At 67.2% G+C, this 22,336-nt stretch carries 13 protein-coding genes and 1 pseudogene; 5 read left to right on the top strand and 9 right to left on the bottom strand.

Going from position 1 to position 22,336, the window contains the following annotated elements:
- Positions 1–70 precede the first annotated feature (70 nt).
- Positions 71–1,138 carry an anthranilate phosphoribosyltransferase gene (gene trpD, locus JW613_RS33045; RefSeq protein ID WP_209214551.1) on the top strand — a complete coding sequence of 356 codons (1,068 nt, stop codon included), beginning with the start codon at positions 71–73 and terminating at the stop codon, positions 1,136–1,138.
- Positions 1,139–1,303: 165 nt separating this feature from the next.
- Here the strand turns inward: trpD and JW613_RS33040 are convergent, their stop codons facing one another.
- The 3 genes from JW613_RS33040 to brxD all read right to left on the bottom strand — a co-directional run bounded on the left by JW613_RS33040 (position 1,304) and on the right by brxD (position 5,806).
- The gene (locus JW613_RS33040) at positions 1,304–1,786 is read right to left on the bottom strand and encodes a VOC family protein (protein ID WP_209214550.1); all 483 of its coding nucleotides are present in this window, start codon (positions 1,784–1,786) and stop codon (positions 1,304–1,306) included.
- A gap of 529 nt (positions 1,787–2,315) precedes the next feature.
- The gene (locus JW613_RS33035) at positions 2,316–4,472 is read right to left on the bottom strand and encodes a DEAD/DEAH box helicase (RefSeq protein ID WP_209214549.1); all 2,157 of its coding nucleotides are present in this window, start codon (positions 4,470–4,472) and stop codon (positions 2,316–2,318) included.
- Complete coding sequence (brxD, locus tag JW613_RS33030; protein WP_209214548.1) at positions 4,469–5,806, bottom strand: BREX system ATP-binding protein BrxD; 1,338 nt, start codon at positions 5,804–5,806, stop codon at positions 4,469–4,471. The genes JW613_RS33035 and brxD overlap by 4 nt, the downstream gene beginning before the upstream one ends.
- Before the next feature lie 121 nt (positions 5,807–5,927).
- Here brxD and JW613_RS33025 point away from each other — a divergent pair, with 121 nt between their 5' ends.
- Together JW613_RS33025 and JW613_RS33020 are read left to right on the top strand one after the other, a co-directional pair.
- On the top strand, positions 5,928–7,739 hold the full coding sequence (locus tag JW613_RS33025; protein ID WP_307866135.1) for a GmrSD restriction endonuclease domain-containing protein: 1,812 nt from the start codon (positions 5,928–5,930) through the stop codon (positions 7,737–7,739).
- A gap of 7 nt (positions 7,740–7,746) precedes the next feature.
- The gene (locus tag JW613_RS33020) at positions 7,747–8,784 is read left to right on the top strand and encodes a CBS domain-containing protein (protein ID WP_209214546.1); all 1,038 of its coding nucleotides are present in this window, start codon (positions 7,747–7,749) and stop codon (positions 8,782–8,784) included.
- Positions 8,785–8,809: 25 nt separating this feature from the next.
- Here the strand turns inward: JW613_RS33020 and pglZ are convergent, their stop codons facing one another.
- From pglZ to JW613_RS32995, 5 genes are all read right to left on the bottom strand, one after another.
- Positions 8,810–11,734, bottom strand: coding sequence for a BREX-2 system phosphatase PglZ (gene pglZ / locus JW613_RS33015; RefSeq protein WP_209214545.1), 2,925 nt, complete (start codon positions 11,732–11,734; stop codon positions 8,810–8,812).
- Positions 11,735–11,753: 19 nt separating this feature from the next.
- Entirely contained in the window at positions 11,754–15,698 is a 3,945-nt protein-coding gene (gene pglY / locus JW613_RS33010; protein ID WP_209214544.1) for a BREX-2 system ATPase PglY, read from the bottom strand.
- 395 nt (positions 15,699–16,093) lie between these two features.
- Positions 16,094–16,282, bottom strand: coding sequence for a DUF397 domain-containing protein (locus tag JW613_RS33005; protein WP_307866136.1), 189 nt, complete (start codon positions 16,280–16,282; stop codon positions 16,094–16,096).
- Between the two features lie 184 nt (positions 16,283–16,466).
- Entirely contained in the window at positions 16,467–16,691 is a 225-nt protein-coding gene (locus tag JW613_RS33000; protein WP_209214543.1) for a DUF397 domain-containing protein, read from the bottom strand.
- Positions 16,692–16,694: 3 nt separating this feature from the next.
- Positions 16,695–17,570 (bottom strand): helix-turn-helix domain-containing protein, encoded by an 876-nt coding sequence (locus JW613_RS32995; protein WP_209214542.1) that lies wholly within the window; start codon positions 17,568–17,570, stop codon positions 16,695–16,697.
- 186 nt (positions 17,571–17,756) lie between these two features.
- Here JW613_RS32995 and JW613_RS36700 point away from each other — a divergent pair.
- Both JW613_RS36700 and JW613_RS36695 read left to right on the top strand, forming a co-directional pair.
- Positions 17,757–18,200, top strand: a pseudogene (locus JW613_RS36700) (ATP-binding protein); the annotation flags it as partial.
- Between the two features lie 159 nt (positions 18,201–18,359).
- Positions 18,360–18,515 carry a hypothetical protein gene (locus JW613_RS36695; protein ID WP_307866137.1) on the top strand — a complete coding sequence of 52 codons (156 nt, stop codon included), beginning with the start codon at positions 18,360–18,362 and terminating at the stop codon, positions 18,513–18,515.
- A 4-nt stretch (positions 18,516–18,519) separates the two neighbouring features.
- Here the strand turns inward: JW613_RS36695 and pglX are convergent, their stop codons facing one another.
- Positions 18,520–22,317, bottom strand: coding sequence for a BREX-2 system adenine-specific DNA-methyltransferase PglX (gene pglX / locus JW613_RS32985; protein WP_372448034.1), 3,798 nt, complete (start codon positions 22,315–22,317; stop codon positions 18,520–18,522).
- Positions 22,318–22,336 lie beyond the last annotated feature (19 nt).

The following is a 22,336-nucleotide window of genomic DNA, read 5'->3' as shown; positions in this document are numbered from 1 at the left end:
TCGGCCCGGTCGGCGGACTCGGTAGGGTGGCCGCACCAACGCGTCGGTCTATTGCCAGGAAGTGGTCACCATGAGCGCTGCTACCCCCGCCGGAGGCGACACCATGGCGGCGCGTACCTGGCCCGACGTACTGAGCACGCTGCTGGCCGGGGAGGACCTGAGCGCGGACGCCACCGCCTGGGCGATGGACCGGATCATGCGGGGCGAGGCCAGCGATGTGCAGATCGCCGGCTTCGCCGTGGCGCTGCGGGCCAAGGGCGAGACCGTCGAGGAGATCTCCGGCCTGGTGCAGGCGATGTACGAGCACGCCCGGACCATCGAGGTTCCCGGCCCGGCCGTCGACATCGTCGGTACGGGCGGCGACCGGGCGAAGACCGTCAACATCTCCACCATGTCGGCGATCGTGGTGGCCGGTACCGGCGTCAAGGTCGTCAAGCACGGCAACCGCGCGGCGAGCAGCGCCAGCGGCGCCTCGGACGTCCTGGAGAAGCTGGGCGTCAACCTGGAGCTGTCGCCCGGACGGGTCGCCGAGATGGCGGAGGAGGCGGGCATCACCTTCTGCTTCGCGGTCAAGTTCCACCCCGCGCTGCGGCATGTGGGCGTCGCCCGCAAGGAGTTGGGCGTTCCCACCCCCTTCAACTTCCTCGGCCCGCTCACCAACCCGGCCCGGGTCGCCGCGCAGGCGACGGGAGTGGCCGACGCCCGGATGGCGCCGATCATCGCGGGAGTGCTGGCGGCGCGGGGCTCCTCGGCGCTGGTCTTCCGCGGGGACGACGGGCTGGATGAACTGACGACGACGGCGACGTCCACCGTGTGGGTCGTGCGGGACGGCGCCGTACGGGAGGAGAGCTTCGACCCGCGCGACGTGGGGATCGAGCTGGTGCCCGTCCAGGCGCTGCGCGGCGCGGACGCCGCCTACAACGCCGATGTGGCGCGGCGGCTGCTGGAGGGGGAGCACGGCCCCGTGCGGGACGCCGTGCTGCTCAACTCCGCCGCCGCGCTGGCGGCGCTCTCGCCGAGCTCCGCCTCGCTGCACGAGCAGATCGCGGCGGGCATGGAGCGGGCCGCCGAGTCCATCGACTCGGGCGCGGCCCGGGCCGCACTCGAACGCTGGGTGGCGGCAAGCAACCGTCCGTGACGGCTCGCCCGTTTGTGCCCGGCCGTCCCCCGGGCCGTACGCCTCCCGGCCGCGGTCCGGGGGAGGGCGCGCACCAGCGGGCCGCACGCGTGAAACGGCCGTACCCGGCACCGCGGGGTGGGCACACGGAGCGAGGGGCCGCGGCAAGGGGCGGGGGTGGAGCCCTCACGCCTTGGCGGCGGCCTCCAGGCCGGCGATGTCGAGCTTGTGCATGCCGAGCATCGCCTGGACGACGGCGTCCGCCTGCTTCGGCGCCGTCTCGTCGAGCAGCTCGAACAGCCGGCGCGGCACGATCTGCCAGGACACCCCGTACTTGTCCTTGAGCCAGCCGCACGGCCCTTCCTCGCCGCCGTCGGCCGACAGCTTCGCCCAGAGGGTGTCCACCTCCTCCTGCGAGTCGCAGTCCACCTGGAGCGACATGGCTTCGGTGAAGGAGAACTCGGGACCGCCGTTGAGCGCCACGAACTGCACTCCGGCCAGCTCGAAGTCGACCGTCATCACCGATCCGGTCTCGCCGGGGGACGACTCGGTGTAGTGGGTGACGCCCCGGATACGGGAGTTGTCGAAGAGGGAGACGTAGAACTCCGCCGCCTCCTTGGCCTTCCCGTCGTACCAGAGGAACGTCTTGATCTTCTGCGGCTGCTGCATGATGGGTCTCCTGGTCGGTGTGTACCACTCTCCTGTGGGTACCGACCCGGGCCGGCGCCGGAAGTCATCGGTCGGTGCTGCATCCTGCATTCCAGCCCAGCAGGCGCGCACGGTCATGGCTCCCGCGGCACTCCGAGCACACGGTTCGTGCTCCGCCGACCGGACCGGTGACCCAGAAGGGTGTTACCGACGCGAGCCCGGTCGGCGTCACGTGGGCCCCGAGGGGGCCGGCCTCGACCAGCACGAGTGGCAGCCTGCACGGTGGGTCACCACACTACGAGGGCCTGGGCCAGGGTGTGCGCACACCACCGCTGCAGATAGTCCCGCGGCCACCCCATCACTTCCAGGGGGACCGGTGCCGGCGCCACCACATATCCCGACTTCCTTCGATTGAGGCATTAAGAGGGATAAGGGCGGAAGTTTGCTTCTGCCTTCGGTGGGCCGGCACGGGCTTCCTGCTGTTGTGGAACCGGCAGAGTTACACACATTCTCCAGCTCGGACGCTCGTGCAGCGTCGCCTGAAGGCTGGTCACCCACCATCGCTCACGCTATAGGTCGTGAATGTCACGGGCTCGCGGAGCGCCGCCGCTGCTCCATCGAGGTCGGCCAGTCGGGAGGCGAGCGTCGCCTCTGCCAGACGCTGCGGAAGGGCTGCGCTGAACTTCAGACCCGTTAGAGCACGGGGGTCTACCGCGGGCAGGCACAGGTGCTCGGCGCCCTCGGCCGCAGCCTGCTTCCACTCCTGGGGGGTGATGTCCTCGCGCAGCCTGACATACGCATCCGTAGGACGCTGGAGCGGGTCGGCGAGGGAGGTGAGCGTGGCGGCCAGGGTGGCATTGGCTCGGTATCCAGCCCAGGTCCACCAGCGGACGTTCGTGTCGCGCCCGCCACGCGTGATCACTGTGCCAGCGGGGTGCACCAGCTCGGCCGACGCATCGCGAGCCTGCGCGAGAGCGCCTTCGGCGCGTCGGGTGAGGCTGACCGGTGGCGTAGCACCGAGCAGTACGTCCCGGGCCGCCCGTGACAGCTCGTACGAGGCGGCGCGGGCGAAGCCCATCCCGCCCCAGCGGGCCCTGCCGCCGCCCTCCACCGGTTCGACGAAACAGCGACGCCGTGACCAGTCGATGTAGGTGACCTGCCAGCTGCGGCCGGCGAGCAGCAGCCGTCGGGGTCCGACCACCTCATCGGTGAGCAGGGCGGGGTCCGTCGTGCCGATCTGGGTGCGGCCGGACAGCACGGTGAACTCGGGTGCGGCCGTGAACACCGCGGTAAGGTCCATGAAGTGGCGGAAGCCGAAGCGGCGTTCGGCTTCCGGGCCGATGAACATCAGCCCGTCATCGAGGTCGACGTAACCCTCATCGATCAGGTGACGTACGACCGGCTCCGCTGAAGCGCTGAACGGACCGAGCCCGCCCCACCACTCACGCCACAGCTGGTCACCGACCCGGTGCTCCTGAAGACACAGTGCAAGGATTTGCTGGGCCGCGATGTGCCGCGGCTCCAGGGGCGCGACGACCGGTTCGACCCAGCCGCGGGACCAGAGCAGGAGGAGGGCGGCGGCTGACAGCAGACCCGCCTCGTCCACCGCCAGGAAGAGGCAGTTCCGCGTGGAGCCGGGGCGCCGTCCGGTGCGGCCGAGGCGCTGCAGGAATGAGGCGACGGTGGCGGGTGCGTCGATCTGGATGACCCGGTCCAGGTCACCGACGTCGATGCCGAGCTCCAGCGTGCTCGTGGAGACGATCACACAGTCCCGGGCCTCGGTGAAGGCTGCCTCCGCGCGGCGCCGTTCGTCCACGGACAGGGAGGCATGGGACAGAAAGGTGGTCACGCCCTTCGTGCGCAGCATCTCGCCGAGCTTCTCGACCTGCCGGCGCGACTCGCAGAAGACCAGCCGCTTCTCGCCCCGGTGCAGGGCTGCGATCACCGTCGCCGCGTTGGTCAGCGAACCCACGTAGTCCAGTTCGATCTCGCCAGGCGGAGGAAGAACCAGGGTCTTCTCACCCAGATGCGGGGCGACGACCCGGGCTGTACGCTCGCCCGCCCCGGACCCCTGCAACCAGGTCAGCAGCTCCTGCGGGTTCCCCACCGTCGCGGAGAGGCCGACCCGCTGGACCGGCCGGCCGACGACGCGTTCCAGCCGCTCCAGTACGGCCAGCAGATGCCAGCCCCGGTCGTCGCCCGCGAAGGCGTGCACCTCGTCGACGACGATTGCTCGCACCCCGGAGAAGAAGGCCCGGTGGTCGACGTTCGCGCTGACCAGCATCGCCTCCAGCGACTCCGGGGTGGTCAGCAGGACGTCCGGCCGCTCCCGCAGGATCCGTTTGCGGCGCGTGTGCGGGATATCGCCGTGCCAGAGCGCGGCCGTGCGACCGAGCCATGAGGTGTACGTCTCCAGCCGGGGGAGCAGGTTGTTCAGCAGCGCCTTGAGGGGGCATACGTACAGCACCGAGGTGCCGGTCCAGCTCTGCTGCTCCATTCTCGACAGCAAGGGGAAGCACGCGGCCTCGGTCTTACCGCCTGCCGTAGGCGCGAGCAGTACAGCGTCCGAGCCGTCCAACAGCGGTGCGATCGCTTCTTCCTGGAGTGGGCGCAGACGCGGCCATCCCAGGGAATTCACGATGTGGTGCACGAGACCTCGGTGCAGTTGGTCCACGGGGTCCGGGCGCCCCTCGACCGTGTCCGTCACGGAAGCTCCACCGCGATGTCGTCGGCGCTTCCAGCCGCCATGGCGTTGCGCTCGACCTTGCTCAGCTCCGCCGTGTTCACGGTCAGGGCGTAGTGCTCGCGCGGGTCGAAGTCCTCGAACTGATCGACGCGGTCCAGGACGTCCCCGACGAGCTTCTTCAGGAACAGCCGGGGTGCGACCCCGACCTTTCCGCCCAGCGCCCCGCCCACGGCTTTGGCCAGGTCGGCGATGTACGCGTCGTCCGTGACCTTCTTGATGCGCTCCGGGCTCGACGATCCGCTCGCGTACAGGTCACGGATGGTCAGCCCCAGGCCGATGAGCGAGTCGAAAGTGAAGCCTGAAAGGCGCAGTTGCACCGCTCGCGGGTTGTCGAAGCGGGGGTCGGTGGTGAAGTCGGTGGCCAGCCGCTGCGCCAGGGGCGCCAGCCGCTGGACACCCTGCGGGCCGTCATAGAACGCGGGGGTCCCCGTGATCAGCAGATAGAGGCCGGGGAAGCGCCCGGAGTGCACCTCGTCGATGAGCTGGCGCAGCGCGTTCAACGCCTTGTCCCGTGCGTCGGAGCGGATCCGCTGAAGTGTTTCCACCTCGTCCAGGACGACGAAGAGCCCCGCGTGCCCGGAATCGCGCAGCACGGTGAGGAGCCCCTGCAGAAAGCCCAGCGCGCCGAAGTGGTCCAGATCCCCCCGTACCCCGGCGGTCTTGCGGGCGGCCGCGGCCACATGGGGCTGTCCGCCCAGCCAGGCCATGACTGCTGACGCGGTGGCTTCGTCACCCGCCGCCAGAGCGTTCCGGTATCCCCGAAGCGCGATGGCGAACGAGGGCGCCTGCCGGGAGACTTCCGCGAGTCTGGCCGTCATCAGCCGGTCGACCTCGCCCGGCAGCTCCTCCTCCGCGGCTCCAGCGGCCAGGGCGTCCTCTTCCAGCGCGTAGGACCACGCGTCCACCACGGGCCGCAGGGCGCTCGGCGGAAAGCCGGGGGTGGCCAGCCGTTCGGTGAGGCGTCGGTAGACGGTCTCCAGCTTGTGCAGGGGCGTCTCGTTCTCGGAGATCTGAATCTCGGCCACAGCGAAGTTACGGCGCTTGGCGCGCTCGCCGAGCCATCGGGTGAAGAACGTCTTGCCGGATCCGTACTCGCCTCTGACGGCCTTGAAGACGGACGCCCCCGACGCGACGGCATCGAGTTCTGTGTCCAGAGCCTGCTCGAACCGCTGTAGACCGGTTGCGAGGAGATCCAGCCCGCTTTCGGGGACGGCCCCACGCCGGAGGGCGTCGATCACGTCACGGCGCCGGGCAGCACTGACGGGGCCGCTTCTGCCGGGGCTATCTGTATTCACGCCATCAGTCTCGCACTGGAGCAGGCGGTAGCGGCTTCCTTATCCCGCACTTGACGCATGGTTGGTCACTTGATGCAATCGCATGTTCACCGTTCACTTCCAAGCGGGGAGAAGACTCGGCGTGGCGCTCGACAGCCTCAACCTGGGCGTGGCACTCAGGTCCGTCGCATCCGGAGACTTGCAACTACCCGATTTCCAGCGTGATTGGAAATGGGACGACGAACGCATCAGGGCTCTGATCGCGACTGTCACGCTCGATTACCCGCTGGGCGTCGTGATGGCGCTGCAGACCGGGGGCACCGCCCAGTTCAAGCCTCGGACGCTCAACGGGGCCGAGGGAGCGGAGGGGGTCGTGCCTGAGCTACTGCTTCTCGACGGGCAACAGCGCTTGACCTCCCTGTACCAGGCACTGTATCGGAACCGTCCGGTCGAGACCGTTGACGGGCGAAACAAGCCTCTCAAGCGCTGGTACTACATCGACATCGCCCAGGCCATCGGTGCGCCTGTCGACCGTGACGACGCGGTTGTCTCCGTCCCTGAGGACCGGATCCTCAGGGCTGACTTCGCCCGCAAGGTCGTCCTCGACCTGAGCACGATCGAGCAGGAGTGCGCGGAAGGTTACTTCCCGCTCCACATCGCGTTTGACCCACACCGTGTGAACCAATGGCTCCAGGAGTTTGTGAAGGTCGATTCGGCGAACTGGAGCGTCTGGAGCGACTTCCAGCAGCTTGTTCTCAACCATGTACAGCAGTTCCAGGTCCCGATGATCAAGCTTTCGGCTTCCACGACGATGGACGCCGTCTGCGCCGTATTCGAACGCGTGAACACCGGTGGTGTGTCACTCAACGTCTTCGAGCTGCTCACAGCCACCTATGCGGGCAATCAGGAACATGTCGCTGAGTGCGGCGACTACTACCGGCTCCCGGTCGAGTGGGAACAGATCAAAAAGGACCTCACTGCCTCCTACCCCGTCTTCGGCCGCATGGAGGCTGGTGTCGAGGACGGCCTGAGCAGCAGCGACTTCTTGCAGGCGGTAGCCCTGGTCCGCACCTGGGAGGAGAAGCAGGCCGGCCAGCGCAGCTCGGTGGCCTGTAAGCGCCGCGATTTGCTGCGCCTGCCCCTGGCGGACTTCCGGCGTCTCGCGCCGCGAGTGGCGGAGGCGTTCAAGTGGGTGGGGGAGTTCCTGGAGCAGCAGTGCATCGTCCGCACCGGCGACCTCCCGTACCGAACCCAGCTGGTACCGCTGGCCGCCGTCCGCGCTGTGCTCGGAGAGGAGCTGGACAGGTCCGGCGCGGATGAGCGGATCTCTCAGTGGTACTGGTGCGGCGTGCTCGGGGAGATGTACGGCGGATCGACCGAGAGCCGCTTCACACGCGACGTGGAGCAGCTCATCGGCTGGATCCGTGGTGAGGAAGGGTCTGTCCCGGACACGATCACCGAAGCCGCCTTCCTGGACGATCGGCTGGATGGCCTTACCACCCGCAACAGCGCGGCGTACAAGGGAATTTACGCGTTGCTGGTCAAGCAGGGTGCGGTGGACTGGTACTTCACCGAGGCGCCCCTGACCGCGGGCCGTATGCTCGAGTACAACGTGGACGTGCGACAGATTTTCCCCAAGGGGTGGGTCGCCAAGCACGTTCCCGGTCAGGCGTCGAAGAAGGCAGACTCCATCGTCAACAAGACGCCGTTGTCCGCCCGAGTGAGCCGCAGCCTCGTGGGATCTCCCGCCGTCTATCTCAAGTCGCTCGCGCTGGAGTCGGGGATGCGGCCGGAGTGGTTCGACGATGTCCTCGCCACACATCTCATCGATCCGTCGGCCTTGCACGAAGGGGATTTTGAGCGCTTCTACGAGAACCGCGCCGAGCAGCTGCTCGAGCTGGTGAGGTCCGCCATGGGCAAGCGCACCGTCTTCCGTGACACGGCGGGCTGGTGAGTGAGACATGTCCCAGGCACCGTCTGAGGAGCAGCTTCGCGAGCTCCGGGGCGAGATGATCCCGGTTGCCGAGCTTCTCGCGCTGTTCGGCACGCGTGTGAGAAACGACCAGTCCGTGCTGTTCATCACGCAGACGTTGAAGGACGTCGGGCTTTCGACCGTTCCCTACTTCGCGAACTGCAACGGCCGGGCGCATGTGCACGTCGTGCCCCTTGAATCCGTGGCCGAGCCGGAGGAGGAGCCGGAACCGCAGGAAGGAGACGGGGAAGAGGACGGGCTGACGCCCGGAGCGCTGCCCCAGCAGTCCTTCAGAATCGGCGATCTTCCCGCCGCGCACGGCGGAGTGGACTGTGTGCCGTCCAACGCGACGGTCACACAGGCCACGTATCTCATGCGCACCAAGAACTACTCCCAGGTGCCCGTCGTCGACGGCATAACGACCCTGCACGGCGTGGTCACCTGGAGCTCGGTGGCCAAGATGTACGAGACCAACGCGGCCACGGTGCTGGCGAACGCCATAGTGGACGATCCGCCCATCGCCGACTCCCGCCAGGATTTCTTCTCCCTGTTGCCCATCATCAGTGAGTACGGCTACGTGTTGGTTCGCGACAACAGCGGACAGTTCACCGGCATCGTGACCGGTGCGGACATCACGGAGCGCTTCGACGCCACGGCATGGCCGTTCTTCGTTGTGGGGGAGATCGAGTTCCGGCTCCGCAAGTGCCTGGGTGCGGCCCTTGATCCGGACAACATTCGGGCACTGCAACCGAACAACAAGAAGACCGGCCAGATAACCGATCTGATGTTCAACGGCTACGTGAAGCTCCTGGACGGTCATCAGCAGAACCCGGCACTCCGCCCGCTCGCCGATCAGAATTGGCAGGCACTCGGCTGGACGGGAGTGGACCGGGTCCAGTTCGTGCACCAGCTGGACCGGGTGCGGACGATCCGCAACATGATCGCGCACTTCGACCCCGAGCCGCTCTCGAAGAGGCGCGGTGACGAGCTGCGCCAATTCGTCGGGCTCCTGCGGCAGCTCACCTGACGTCGGCCGCTCGCTGCGGGACCAGTTATGTGAGTTCGAACTGGTCCCGCAGCAGACCGGGGTGCAACCGGACGGTCCTGCCGTCCGGCAGTGTCTCCAGGACCTGCACTCCGTCGTGGTTCAGCAACTGCCGCAGCACAGCGGCGAAGCCGGAGGCTGCCCGCGTGGCGGGCAGGTCGATGCGCTGCGCCAGAGCCGTGATCGGAAGCGTGCCGCCGGCCTCCAGCAGAGCCCGTACGGCCCTCTCCACCCTGGCCAGCTCCGACTGACGGGGTCTGCGGGCCAGCAGTCCCACCTGAGCTTGGAAAATCTCGGACGCCATCAGGCCGTCCACGAGTGCGTCGTCCGGTGAGACCGGCTTTGCGGAGAGCAGAGCATCCTCTCCCTCCGAAGGAGCCAGCGCCATGTCGAAGAGCGAGTCATGGCTCCTGGCCAACTCGGTCGCCCGCTTCGAGGGCTTCTTCGCGGGCGCAGCCGGGGCACCGATCGGGGCAGACGGCGCGGGTACCGGCTCCGAAGTGGCCGGGGCGAGCGACCACCACGGCGGCTGCTGGCTGCCCAGCTCGCGCCAGCCGCTCGGCGGTACGGCCCCGAAGGGGAGGAAGGCGAGCACCGGGATGGCGACCTCGGCCAGAGAAGCCCCGCCGTGGTAGCCGGCCTTCCGCGAGGTGTAGCGGGAGTCGGCGTCCCACAGTGCGACGATCTCCCCTCCGGGCTCCGGCGCGACCACACGCGGTCCCGCCAGAGCAATCTCCGTCTCGGCGAGCGGACCCCCACCGGACCGGTGCCGGGCGGATTCCACACGGTCGGAGCCGGCCTCGACCCGCACCCCGTGCCGGTCGATGACATGGCCGTGGTCGCTGGTGAGGATCACCGCCCGGCCCTGGGCGGCGGCGAAGCGCAGCAGGTCTTGCAGCCGCCCTATGTCCCCGAGCCGCCAGGCGCCGTCTCCGAGCTTCTGCTCCGTGGCAAGCCGGTCGTCGATGGTGTTGAGCACCACGGCGACATGCGTACGGTCACTGTTCAGCGCTTCGTGCAGCTCGGGCCCGAGGGGGGCGCCGCTGGTGTCGCCACGCAGGTCGTCCTTGTGGAAGACAGCGGCCTCCTCCTCGCCCCAGAAGCGGTGCTCAGGGAAGAGTCGCTTCTCGTCCACCTGGGTGCCGGTCATGAGTCGGGCGGCGAACAGAGAAGTTCGCGACACGGCCGTCACGGTGGGCAGCGCGGCGGCCATCGCCCGTCGTACCGGAATGCCCTTCGCCTTGGGCAGCGGGTCGTACTCCACCCAGTGCTCGCACAGTTCCTCGCCGAGCTGGGCGGCGATGGCGGCACTCATCCCGTCGAGGACCACCAGCAGCACCCGGCGCTCACCTGCCTTCACGACAGGGGCGACGACCTTGGGCAGGAAGGTCTCCACCGTCAGCATGTCCTCCGGGGGCCTGCCGCCCGCCGTCCATGCCGCGAGGGACCTGGCGAAGTGCCGGTCGATATCCCGACGGCGGGCGCGTACGGAGGCACCCAGGGCGTCGTAGGCGGATCTCAGCGTCGCGTCGGGGTCCCCGCCGGACTCGATGTGGTCGAGCGCGAGGTCCACCCAGCCAGAGTCGGAGACATGCTGGCTGACGGCATCCCGCACGCTGTGGCTCTCCGCCTCGTCCTCCACCTCCGGCCGGGCCGCGAGCCATCTGGTGAGCCGCTGCGCCATGCGCGCACGTTCGATGCGGGGCCGGGTATCGGGTTCAGGCGCGAGCCGGTGGTCGTCGAGTGCTGCCACCGCCTGCGCGATCCGGTCCTGCCGGCCGGTCAGGAGCGCTTCGCCGACGGCGGTGAAACGGGCCTCGAGTCCCGCGGCCAGCAGGGGGCTCGTACGGGCGGCCTCTTCGGCGCCGAACTGCCGCGCCAGGGAGGCCGCGCGGTCGTGTACGGAACCGGACAGGCGCCGCGCAGCCGCCGCCGACTCGTCGTAGGCCGACCGTCCCGTCAACAGCAGCCCTGAGACGAATTCCTCGCAGGAGCGGCCGAAGGCCGCCACAAGGGCGTCCAGGGCCTCTCCCTGGGCGGGTGGCTCCTCCCCGAACCAGCGCTCGGCCCGCCCCCGGGCCCGGTAGTTCTTCGCGTCCGCCGCCGCGTCGGCATGCACCCACAGTGCGGCGCAGACCAGCCCGAAGGCGACGGCGTCCGGCCCGTGCTCGGCCTCGACCAGGGCGAGCAGTGTCCGTCCGGCCTGACCCGCCTGATCCGAGGAGCCGAGGAACGCGGCGATACCGTGGCGCTCGGGCGCGCGCAGCGCCAGATAGCGGTCCGGGCCGCCGGACGCCAGCGACCACTGCAGCAGCGTGTGGATATCGATTTCGTCTCCGCTCGCGGACAGGGCGTGTGGCTGGTCCCGGTCCGGGTCGTACCGGCCGATGCCGAACCTGCGGAGCGTGAGTTCGCTCAGTGCCTTGTCCCGGGAGAGCACCCCGCCACGAAGCCGCGGCCAGCCGCCCGGCGGGGTGGCGTCCAGCAGCGCCTCGGCGGCCCAGTTCTCGTCGACCAGTCGGCCGTCGGTACTGACCGCGCCGAAGGATTCCCGGACGACGTCCCAGGTGTCCACCGCGTTGACCCGGTGTCGGTGCACCTTGGCAAGGAGGTCGGGGCCCAGTTCGGCCTCTTCGCGGTCGGTGAGCACCACCAGCACATCCGGGCCGGGCGCCGCCGGCGCCCGGTGCGCCAGCACCAGCTCGTACGCGGCCAGCCGCGAGGGCGCGGTGGCCACCGACGCCTGCCGGTGCTCGCCCCAAGCCAGCTCGGCCGGGCCGTCCCAGCGCGGCGCAGCGCGCAGCAGCACGGCCCGGCGCTTGCCCGGGCTCAGGCCGGGCTGGGACGCGAGGTACTGGGCGATGGTGGCGGCGTTGAGCCGTACCGCACTGGTGGTGGCCTCCGCGCTCGTGCTCGTCGTCGTGGTCGTCACCGCACACGCCTCGTTCCGCTCATTCCACGACCCGCCAGCTGATCTCGATTGTCGCGTCGGGTTCGGCGGTCGTCAGTTCGTCCAGTTCGGCCCGAAGCTGTGCGATTACCTGGGATGCCTTGGCCCGTCCACCGCCTGAGCGGCGGGCGGCACGGGGACCGGGGAGCGGGTGGCTGGTGGACACCGGCGGCTGGGCGGTGCCGTTGTTGAGACTCACCGCGTCGGGCGTGGTGAGCGGGAGCGCGGTGGCAGGTGGGGTCGCGGGGGTGGCCGCAGGCGGCTGGGGCCGGGCTGCCGCCTGGCTGCGCTCGATGACGGAGACGATGGACTTCCGCGCGTCGCGCAAGGCGTCCTCGAGCCGCATCGTGCGCTGATCCGCGCGTGCCGCGCCGCGCAGCGCCTCCAGCACCGCCTCGCCCTGTGGCCCGTAGTTGGGCGCGAGTTTCAGCATGTCCCAGGCCGCGACGACCAGCGCGTCGGCGACGGCCTTGGCCTGCTTGACCGATGCCCCGTAGCGGCCGGCGGAGACGTCGCCCAGGTCGAAGGCGGCGAAGGTGGTGATGACCTGCTTGGCCGCCGCCGAACCTCCCGCGGTGCTCTCGGAGAGGTCACGCAGCTCCTTGAGAAGGTCGCGCGAGCGGCGGGCGAGCGTCAGCCTGCCCGACGCGGACTCGTCAGCCCCGTCCAGACCGAGCAGTTTCGCGTGCTTCTCCAACTCCTCGACGAGCGTGTCCACATGCGGCTCGTACTCGCGGGCCTTGCTGGTGATCTGCCGGGCGAAGTGGCTGACCAGTCGGCTGCGGCGCAACTTCGGGGGCTGCTCTCCGAAGATGTCCCAGAACCGGCGCCCGGCCTCCTCCCAGACCGCCTCGTCCGGCAGCGGCTGGGAGCGCAGGCCGTCCTGGGGCTTGATGGCGGAGAGTTCGGGCGCGGGGTCGAGCAGCGAGCCGGCCCGCACCCACACCCGGTCGTCCATCTCCGCGTAGGAGGCGATGACCAGGTTGGTGAGGAAGGTGTCCAGTCCCATCGGCTCGGGCCGGTCGATCCACTCGGCCAGCTTGACCACGCTCAGGTCGCCCGGACCGCCACCGGCGCGGGCCTGCAGATTGAAGTGGTCCACCCAGCGGCTGGAGGGCCGGAAATAGACCTCCCCCTGCTGGCCGAGTCCGAGGGGTGCGGCGATCCGCCGCATCAGGGGCCGGTCCTTGGAGGGCACCTCGACCTGCCGCTCGGCGGATTCCGCCGCCGCTCGAATATGCCCGAACACGGTACGGGCCTGCGCGGGCGTGACCGCTTCGTTCTTGCCGTCGGGGTCGAAGTCGGGGTGCGCGGGGAACTGCTGCGCCAGCAGCTTCTTCACGATGTGCCGGGCCCCGTCGGACAGCGTCTGCCCGATGGAGACCTTCAGATCGGGAACGTCCCGCAGCGACTCGAAGTGGTCCTCGAAGGACACATCGACATCGGACGCCTTCTTCTCCGCACAGCCGTACGCCTGCTTGAACGCGGCCGTCACCGTCTTGATCAGGGACTCCCGCTGCTCTTCGAGGAGCACCCTGGCCCGCGCGCGGTTGTCGGCGTTGAGGTGCTGGGCGTAGTGGGTGTCGAAGCGCCGCTGGTCGGCGAGCGCGTAGTCGATGACGACCAGCTTCTGGAAGTCCTTGTAACGGGGGGCCGAGAGATAGGCGGGGATCCAGCCCACCGTGCGGGTTCCGGTACCGGACTGCTCTCGCAGCGTGCGCAGCCGGTTGACCGCCTCGACGGAACCGTGTTCGCTCTCCTGGTACGGCAGGTCGATGACCAGCCGCCACAGCCCTTCCTGGCTCGGGGCGAATTCGTGGTCGGGCAGGTTCTCATGGTCGTTGATATCGTCGATGACGACCTCCGCCGTGCGGTTCGAGCCGCGCCAGACGAGGGTCAGATCATCCGCGCTGCCCAACCGCCCGTTCCCCTCCAGGCCCAGTTCCTTGCCCAGGAGTCGCCTGGCCAAGGCCTGGCGGTTGGAGCGGTTGTTGTTCACGTTCGCGTTGGCGATGACGGAGTCGACGTCCACTCCGGCCAGTTCGAGCCGCACTCCCGGGTTGAGCTTGGTGCCGGTCGCCTTGATCTCCACGAAGTGCGTGGCCCACTCGTCGACCTTCGCCTTGATCATCCCGACCTCCGCCCCGGGGATGGGGGAGAGCACCGAGCCGTGGTTGAGCGCGGCGAGCCGCCGGATGGTGAGATCGCGCAGGGCCGGCACCCCGGGGGCGAGAGCGGACAGCAGCAGCGTGCACATCAGCCGGTTGTCGCCGACAAAGCCCTCGCAGCGTTTGAGGAGCTGCTGGTCGGTGATGGTCGCGCGGCGGTGCTGGTAGCGCTCGACGTCCTCCTCGGTGATCTCGTACGTGGCGAGAAGGTGTGGCCGCAGCTTGGTCCGGTACAGCTTGTCCGCGACCTTGAACTCCACCTTCAGGCTGTCCACGAACGGCTTGTCGCCGCCGTCGGCGATGACGGGGTAGAGATCGCCGAGCGGGATCAGGTTCTCCAGCGTGGCGTCGTCCCGGTGGTCGGCGAGCAGCTGGCCCATGAGTTTCAGACCGGTGCGGGAGCGCTGCAGGGCGGAGGAGATGTGGACGAGCGTGTCCATGAAGGCCGGGGAGAAGGGGTACGTCAGCCGGAACGACTCCTCGTCGGCTCCGGTCGTCGCCTCGTCCGAGCCGAGCAACACGTCCCAGACCTGCGGTCCCACCCGCTTGATCTTCGTGAACGCCTCGTCCAGCTTCGCGGCAGCCTCCGCGTCCTTGGGAGTGAGGAGGCGCGCGTGGGCGATCTGGGGGAGGTTGCGGTCCTCCAGCGTGATCTTGTCGAAGCGGCCGGAGGCCAGGTTCAGACTGTCCTGGATCGCGGTCTCGGCCGCGCCGGAGGTCTCCTCACCGACGAGTTCCCGCAGGTCCCGCTGGCGGGCGATGAAGGAGACGATCGGGATGGCGCGACGGGAGTCGGCCCCCTCCACGAAGTTGGTGATCTTGTCCGTCTCGCGGGAGACGAACTTCTGGTCGTGGATGCGGTTCGCCAGCCACAGGATCAGCTCGTCGAGGAAGAGGATCAGCCCGTCATAGCTGAGCGACTTCGCGTGCTCGGCGATGACGGCGAGGCCCGCGTCGAGAGAGATGAACCCGTGCTCGTCCTCGGCGGCGTGCCGGGCGAAGCCGGGGAACCAGGTGACGCTCGCGTCGTGCACGAGCTTCGCGCGCAGCTCCGCCGGGGTGCTGGGGTTGACGAGGTTGAGGTTCACCTCACCGCCGTCCAGCTCCTCGGCGTCGAGCGCGGCGTCGAGAAATTCCGGCGTCCAGGTGAACGGCTCGCCCCACTCGTCGTCGTCATCCTCCTCGGCGCCGCCGGGAGTGGGGGCGTCGGCGAGCCCGGCGATGAAGGCTTCGTCTCCGACGCGCCGGCGGTGGGAGCGGATGTCCTCGAAGAGGGAGTCGGTCCGGTACACCTGCGGAGTCGGGGCGTCCGGGTGCAGGGCCTTGACGTGGCTGACGTACCCGCCCAGGACGCGCTGCTCCAGGGACTTCGCGCCGAGCATGTGGTACGGCACGAGGAGGAACCGCTTCCCGTCGGTGCCCAGCCACTCGTGCTTGGCCAGCACCGGGTCGAAGTCCCCACGGCTGCGGACGGACGGGTCGCCCCGGAGGAGGGCGTGCAGAACCGCCATGAAGTGGGACTTACCGGAACCGAAGGAGCCGTGCAGATAGGCGGCCTTGGAGGTGTGCCCGTCGAGGGACGCCTTGATCAGGCTGAGCGCCTCGTCGAAGTTCTCCAGGAGGCGTTCGGTGACGACGTAGTCCCGCAGCGCGCGCGCCGCGCCTTCCTCGGTGACCGCCTCGGCGAGCTTCAGCACGAAGTCGGAGGTGGAGATCGACGTCTTGATGTCGATGACGTCACGGAGGAGAGGTGCCGTACCGGTGGCGTTCGGGGCCATCTGTGTCTCGCTTCTCCTGGTTCCTGCGTCCTGTGTGCACGGTGCGCACGAGCGCGCGGGCCTGAACAGCAGGGTGCTCCCCCTGGCCCGGGGCAGCGACGATTACGGATGGTTTCCGTGCGCCCCCGGTGCGTTGTCGTCAGTCGTCATGCGGACGGCTGCGGCCCGTCCACGATCGTAACGGTTCGCATGGGGGAGGGAATGGGTGTGCGGGGCGGGCCGGGGCCCGTGACCGGGCGCCGGGGTCCTGAGGATTCCTAGTGGGACCCCCGGTAGCTGCCCAGGCGAGGCCCGCCCCGCGAACCGCCCCGGGGCGAGCGAGCCCGGCCGCGACGAAACGGCCGGGCTCCTGCGGGTTCCCGTGCAGAGGCCCGGAACGTCGGTGGTTGCTCTGGCTACAGGGAGTCGCTTCGGATGGCAGCAAGAAACGTGCTGTATGCGTCGGCCCCGAAGACCAGAGCGGGACCATCCGTATTCTTGCTGTCCCGCACAGGCACGGCACCTGGGAAGCCGTCGGCAACCTCGACGCAGTTGCTGTTGGCTCCGCTGTAACTGGACTTGCGCCACTGGAGCGCAGTGGTCACAGAGGCGTCATGGATGGCACTCACGGCGTCGTTGCTTCCTTGTGTTTGGAGATCACAGGTAGTGACTGATCGAACGGGAGGGTGCGGCCGTGATCCGTCACGATCGGAACGATTTGCTTTGCGAAGGGGGGCCGGTGTGCGGGGCGGGTCGGGTGGGGGAATGCCTGAGGGGAGGGCTGAAGGTCTACAGGTTGTCGAAGTCTCCGGCGGCCATTCCGGCCTTGAACGCGTTCCACTCGCCGGAGGTGAAGCACAGGTGCGGGCCGGAGGGGTTCTTCGAGTCGCGGACAGCCACCCCGCCGTTGGGGAGGGCCGCCAGCTCGAAGCACTGGCCGTTGTTGGCGGTGAAGCTGCTCTTCTGCCAGGAGAGCGTGGCGGGGTCGATCGAGTAGAGGTCTATCTTCTCCATCAGTCAGCTGTCCCTGTTCCTCGTCTGAGCGATGATGTCTCGGCTCTCCTCCGGGGAGAGGGCCGCATCGGTAAGGCTGCGGAAGAGTCGGTGTAGGCGGCGTAGGTCTCGTGGGTCGTCCATAGTCAAGCTACCAGCGACCGACTCACCGAAGGCCACGTCGGGAACGTCCTCGTCTGGAAACTGAAGAATCATGAACGCTGAGATTTGAGCGGCTTGTTCACCCTTCTCGTAAGGGACGACGCGGAGATCAACGCTCGGGTGCGTCGAGATCTCCAGTAGGTGCTCCAACTGCTCCAGGTGGGTGCGCCTGCCTCCCACCTGGAAGTCGAGCGCGGCCTGCGCGATCACGTAGTGGCACTCAAGCGGGGAAGCGGTTTCGTGCAGGCAGTTCCGCTGGCGCTGGCTGCGCACCTCGACAAGCGCCTCGATCTGATCTGGTCCCAGTGAAGCGAAACCCACGCCGGTGACGGACTGCGCGTACGCCTCGCTCTGCAACAGTCCCGGCACGATGCCGACTTGGTACTCATAGACGGTCGAGGCTACGGCTTCGAAGCCGAGGAAGCGTTCGTACTGCGCGCTGATGACCTCGCTGTATCGAGCCCACCATGGCTGCCGTCGTTCCCGAGCGGCAGCGTGCAACTCGGCGAGTTCGTCACGCTGATCCGGGGGCACTTCGTAGAGATCCATGAGCTGGGCGAAGTGCTCCTGGGAGCACACACGCTTGCCGTTCTCGATGCGACTGATCAAAGAGACGTCACAGCCGAGCGCGGCTGCAACCTCTGCAATCGTGTAGCGCTTGCCTTCGCGGCGCAGGCGACGCAAGGCCCGGCCGAAGGTTACGCGAGACATCAGCAGCGTGCTGTTGCCGTTGCCCATTGCTGCTCCTATCGCTCGATCACCGGCTTGGAAACCTCGGCCATGACCCGGTCATCTTCGGTCCGGAAGGTGTCAGGAGTGACCAACTTCCGCCGCTGTGTCAATTGACATGGCCTATGACTTGACGTTGCCACGCGCGGGGTGCAGCTTAGCGTCAGTGACGCAGAGCTTTCAACTGAATGCTGTATGTGTTCAAGCGGCCGTGTGCGTAGAGAGACGTATTGGACGACTGAGCAAGCTCCCACTCTCATCCGGGAGTTCGGGCTGCTCGCCGGACCGATGGGAGCTGTTATGGGTGCCCCTCACGAAGTGAAATTCCGACTGCCTCGGCAGCGAAGCAGCGTCCCCAGGGCGCGTGCGCTACTGCATTCCGTGCTCGGTGACTGGGGTCTGGGGCGGGCGGCGGAGACGGGGGAGTTGGTCCTCTCGGAGCTGGTGACCAACGCCATGCGAGTGCGTGTGCCGCGTGACCGGTTGGTGGGCGTACGGATCGCGTGGCTGAACGGAGACGGTCTGCTCCGCCTGGAGGTCAGTGACGCGGGTGAAGGGGAACCCGTCGTGCGGACGCCTGGTGATGACGAGACGGGCGGGCGCGGACTGCTGCTTGTGGAGTCGCTGGCTGCTCGTTGGGGCTTCGAGCGACGCGCGTGCGGGATCGGGAAAACGGTCTGGGCGGAGGTGAAGGCCCCGGACCTTGTTCCGGAACGCGATGGGACCGAGATCGCTGCGGCAGCGGTCCGCGTAGGTCAGTGCGTGCACGCGTGGGGCACTTGGCGGACGGTTCGAAGCGTGGGCAGCGAGCGTTCGGCGTCGGGTGCTGAGTGCACTGCCGTGCTGGTACTGGACGACAGCTTCGAGTTGCGGATCGATGCTGCCGCACCGCTGACGGTGCGGGACGCCGGTGTGTCCTCCCCGCGCGGGAGCGGGGAGGACACATGGGGATAGCTGCTCAGCTCTTGGCCGAGCGCCGGCCCCGAGTGGCCGGGGCGGGCCGCCAGGCCCGCAAATCGTCGTCGGTCAGGCCGTGTTCACCTTGCTGGGTCGCGCGATAGCCCGCGAAGAAGGCCGCAGGGGAACTCCCGTAGAGCGGGTCGAACTCGTCGTGCCACTGGTCGAGCCAGGGCTGAAGTTCGAGCAGACCCGCGAGGAGTGGCGTCATCTCCTCAGAGGACAGCCCCTCATGGTTGGTGAAGTACGTGGCGAGCGCCTGAGCCTGCTCCCGGTGGTCCCAGCCCGCCCAGCCGAACAGCTTCGGCGTTCCCGAGATCGCCCCGGTCGCATACGAGATGAACCGCTCCTTGGGTACGTCCAGCTTGCCCCGGGCCCGCCAGTAGGAGGGCTTGAGGAAGTCGGCTGAGGTGTACTTCGGCGGCACGGGGATGGTGTCCCGGATCTTCCGCTTGGCGGGCTCGTCCGGAGCGGCATCCTCCTTGCGCTGGAGATTCCAGACGTACTCCCAGTCCTCGCGCTTCTTCAGGCCGCTGGGCTTGTAACGGAGCGCGGGGAGGAACGGCACGTGCTCCTCGGCGAGGAGGTCGGCGACGACGGTTGCCAGTTCTGTACGCGGGGCGTACAGCTCCGCGACGGACACGAAGTCCTCATCGAGAGAGAGGGCGGTGGTGAGCTGGTCGCGGGTGAGGATGGTCGGCTGGCCGTCCGAGAACCACAGCTCACGCTTCTCCATCCGGTCCAGCAACCATGACTTGAGCGCGCGCTCTTGGAGGACATCCCACCCCTCGGTCGCCCAGCGACGCTTGTACTCGGGGCGCTCCACCATGCCAATGGCGCGGGAGGTCTCGATGGTTTCGATGCGCTTTTGGACTACGGCCTTGTAGGCGTCGGACCAGTGATCGGGGAGTTCGGTGATGGGCGTGAGCCGGTGGTTGTGGTGACTAAACCACGACGTGCTGACTTCGCCTCGTGCCGCTCTGCGAGCCAGGACGATCGCAAATGCCCGTTCAGCAGGGTCTATATCCGGCATCTCGAGGCGAGGCGCGACAAGCTCATCCTTGGTGAGGCTATAGGTGGCATAGATGCTCCAGTCCAGCTCTTCTTGAAGAGCGACCAAAGTGCGGCGGGCGCGTGTCCATTCAGTCTTGGCTGTGCGGAGCGCATCCGCAGTTACTGTAGGCCTGTCGGGTGCGATCAAAGCGGCAGGACTGATGGCAGTCAAGCGTTGAGCAAATGAATCTATTTCAATCGCTAGTTCGGTGGGGTAAGAGGCGGGAAGGGGGAAATCTCCGAGCTTTGTTCCCGTGAACTCAAAACGATGCTCCCAGGGCTCATCAGCTCCAGCCTGCTCAGCGCCAGGTCGCCCTTTGTTGTGACTTACTTGCTTAAGCCAAAAGCATGCTGTGGAACTATTCAGTAGTCCAAGCAAATTGAGAAAGTCATCCTCGCTCGACTCCCTCGGCAATTTGATCACCGGAGCAGTGCTTCCGAAAAGCCGTGCTTTGCGATCCAAGACAAAATGGTTGTGGGTGGCAACGAAGGGAAACGTAATGCCCGTCGGATCTACCAGCTTCTTGGGGTAATTTTCCAGGTGTGCATACCAAGGGCGCCCGTGAGCAGTAATTGTTTTTCCAAAGAGTTTCCGCTTTCGCAGGATTGAACGTGCGGGCCATAGGTGACGGGAGACGAGCGGGGAGGTATCTGGTACCGCCGTTTCGTTTGTGATGTCAGAATAAGGATTGCAGAGTGTTACTACGTCAGTGATTTCGAAATCGCGAACGCATGCTCCGGTAATTAGACTGCGGACTGCATTTCCCAAATTTTTACGTTTGGCCGTGGAGATGTCAGGCAAAAAGAAGATGTCGTCCGCACCGGACTTCGTTGTGCGTCCGATGCCGTCTACCACTTGATGTAGTCGCTGATTTGATGCGCTGTTCAGCTGCTCTGTCATTTCAAGTCCGCCATCTGCCAAGATCCACGGCTGCTTACCGAAGTACCGGTCGCGCGCAAGGTCGTCCACTGAAACCCACTGGCTCATAGATCCTGGCCTGTCGATTTGCTCGACGATTGCATTCCAAACCAGGCCATCCTCACCCTTCTGAGGCGTACTGGGCTCACTCTGAATGCTGCGTACGGTTCGAATACTCCCGGTGCGTGTGGCTCCAGAGCGCCTCCGACCGATCAGGATCACCGTTGGGGTTCCGTGCCCGGGGATGTAGGCTCCGGAACTGTCAATTACCTCCGTCAATTCGATCTTGTGTGCAAAATACTCTTCGATCAGCTTGGTCCCGAATTCGCGCTTCATGAATGAATTCGACGTGATCTGACCGACCATGCCGTATCCGCGCCCGTCCGGGGTGCCCGATTTTCCTAGCTGGAAAAAACGTTCGGCAAATGGAACCGATAGTGCGTACGTTCCCGCGCAGGACGCATATAGTTCCCGGTAAAGTGAGTTCAGGCATGAATCTGTGACTTGGATGTAGGGCGGGTTTCCCACTACCACGTCGTAGCGTCCGCGTTCAAGAATATGTGGGTATTCTTGAACGTCTTCGGTGGCATAGGAAAAGTCGACAACGCGTTTTCCTGATGTCTCGCCGATGAGCTCAAGTTCGAGCTGACGGTCCTGGATGAGCGCGTCACCGACTGCCAAATGAATTGGCCAGTCGTACATATTGGCTTCGGCGAATGTCCGTACATTCCCGGCGGCCATACCAGCCATGAGTAGACGAAATCGTGCGATGGCTACTGCGAAGGGGTTGATGTCTACCCCGTGAACCGCATTCAGCGCGTCCCGCACTCGCTCGTGCACGTCCCGCCCCGGCTCCCGCTCGGCGAAGAGCCGCACCATCCTCCGAAACGCGCCCAGCACAAAGTGGCCCGAGCCGCACGTCGGGTCGATCATCTTCAGTTCGCCGAACTTGCCGCCCAACTCCCGCACCACCGGGTCCATTGTCCGGTCGAGGATGAACTCTTCAACGAACTCCGGCGTCTGAAGCAGAGCATAGGTTTCGCGTGCTGACTCCGAAAGCCACTGGTACAGGTCGCCCAGGAAGCGGGTGTCCCATCCCTTCGTGGGGTCGTTCTCGTCCAGCGGATCGGTGAAGTCATGGACCAGCCGGTCCGCATCCTCGCCCTCGCCCCCCTCGCCGCGCTCGCGCCAGAACTCCACCAGCGACCGAGCCGCGTCGTGCGACAACGGGATCTGGTACAGGGGATTGCGCCGCTTGTCGAAGAGCAGTTTCCCCGCCTGGCCCGCGCCGAGTTCCTCGAAGGCCCGCTCCAGCCAGCCCCGGTACGTCGGGTCCGGGTCCTCCTCCACGTACTGCGCGTACCGGGCCTCCGCCAGGTCCCGGCGCTCCGCGTCCGGTCCCGTCAGATACGGCTCGGCGATCAGCCGGTTGTCCTCGCAGAAGCGGACGAACACCGTGCCCAGTACCCACGCCACCGCGACCTGCGTGACCCGTTCGTCCAGCCACGCGTTCCACGTCGCCGCCGTACGCCCCAGCTTGCGTGCCTCGTCGTACTCCGCACGCAGCCGGCCCGCGACCGAGTCCGCCGCCCGCACCCGCTCCACGCGGTCCGCCGACAACTCACCCTCAGCCGCCCCCGAACCCAACCGCGCGTCCAGCCAGGCACTCCACCTCGGAGTCGCCGGATCCGCCTTGCTCGCCTTCTCGAACTCCTGCCGCAGCGGTTTGAGGATCGACTCCCCGTCCTTGACCTGTTTGGCGAGATCCACCTCGATCGCCTTGACCTGCTTGATCAGATCGTTCCGCAGCGCGGCAGCGTCAATCACGTCGTCACATCTCCCATGT

The organism is Streptomyces smyrnaeus (assembly GCF_017676345.1).
Taxonomy (GTDB): Bacteria; Actinomycetota; Actinomycetes; order Streptomycetales; family Streptomycetaceae; genus Streptomyces; species Streptomyces smyrnaeus.
This window is presented reverse-complemented; position numbering and strand designations above follow the sequence as displayed.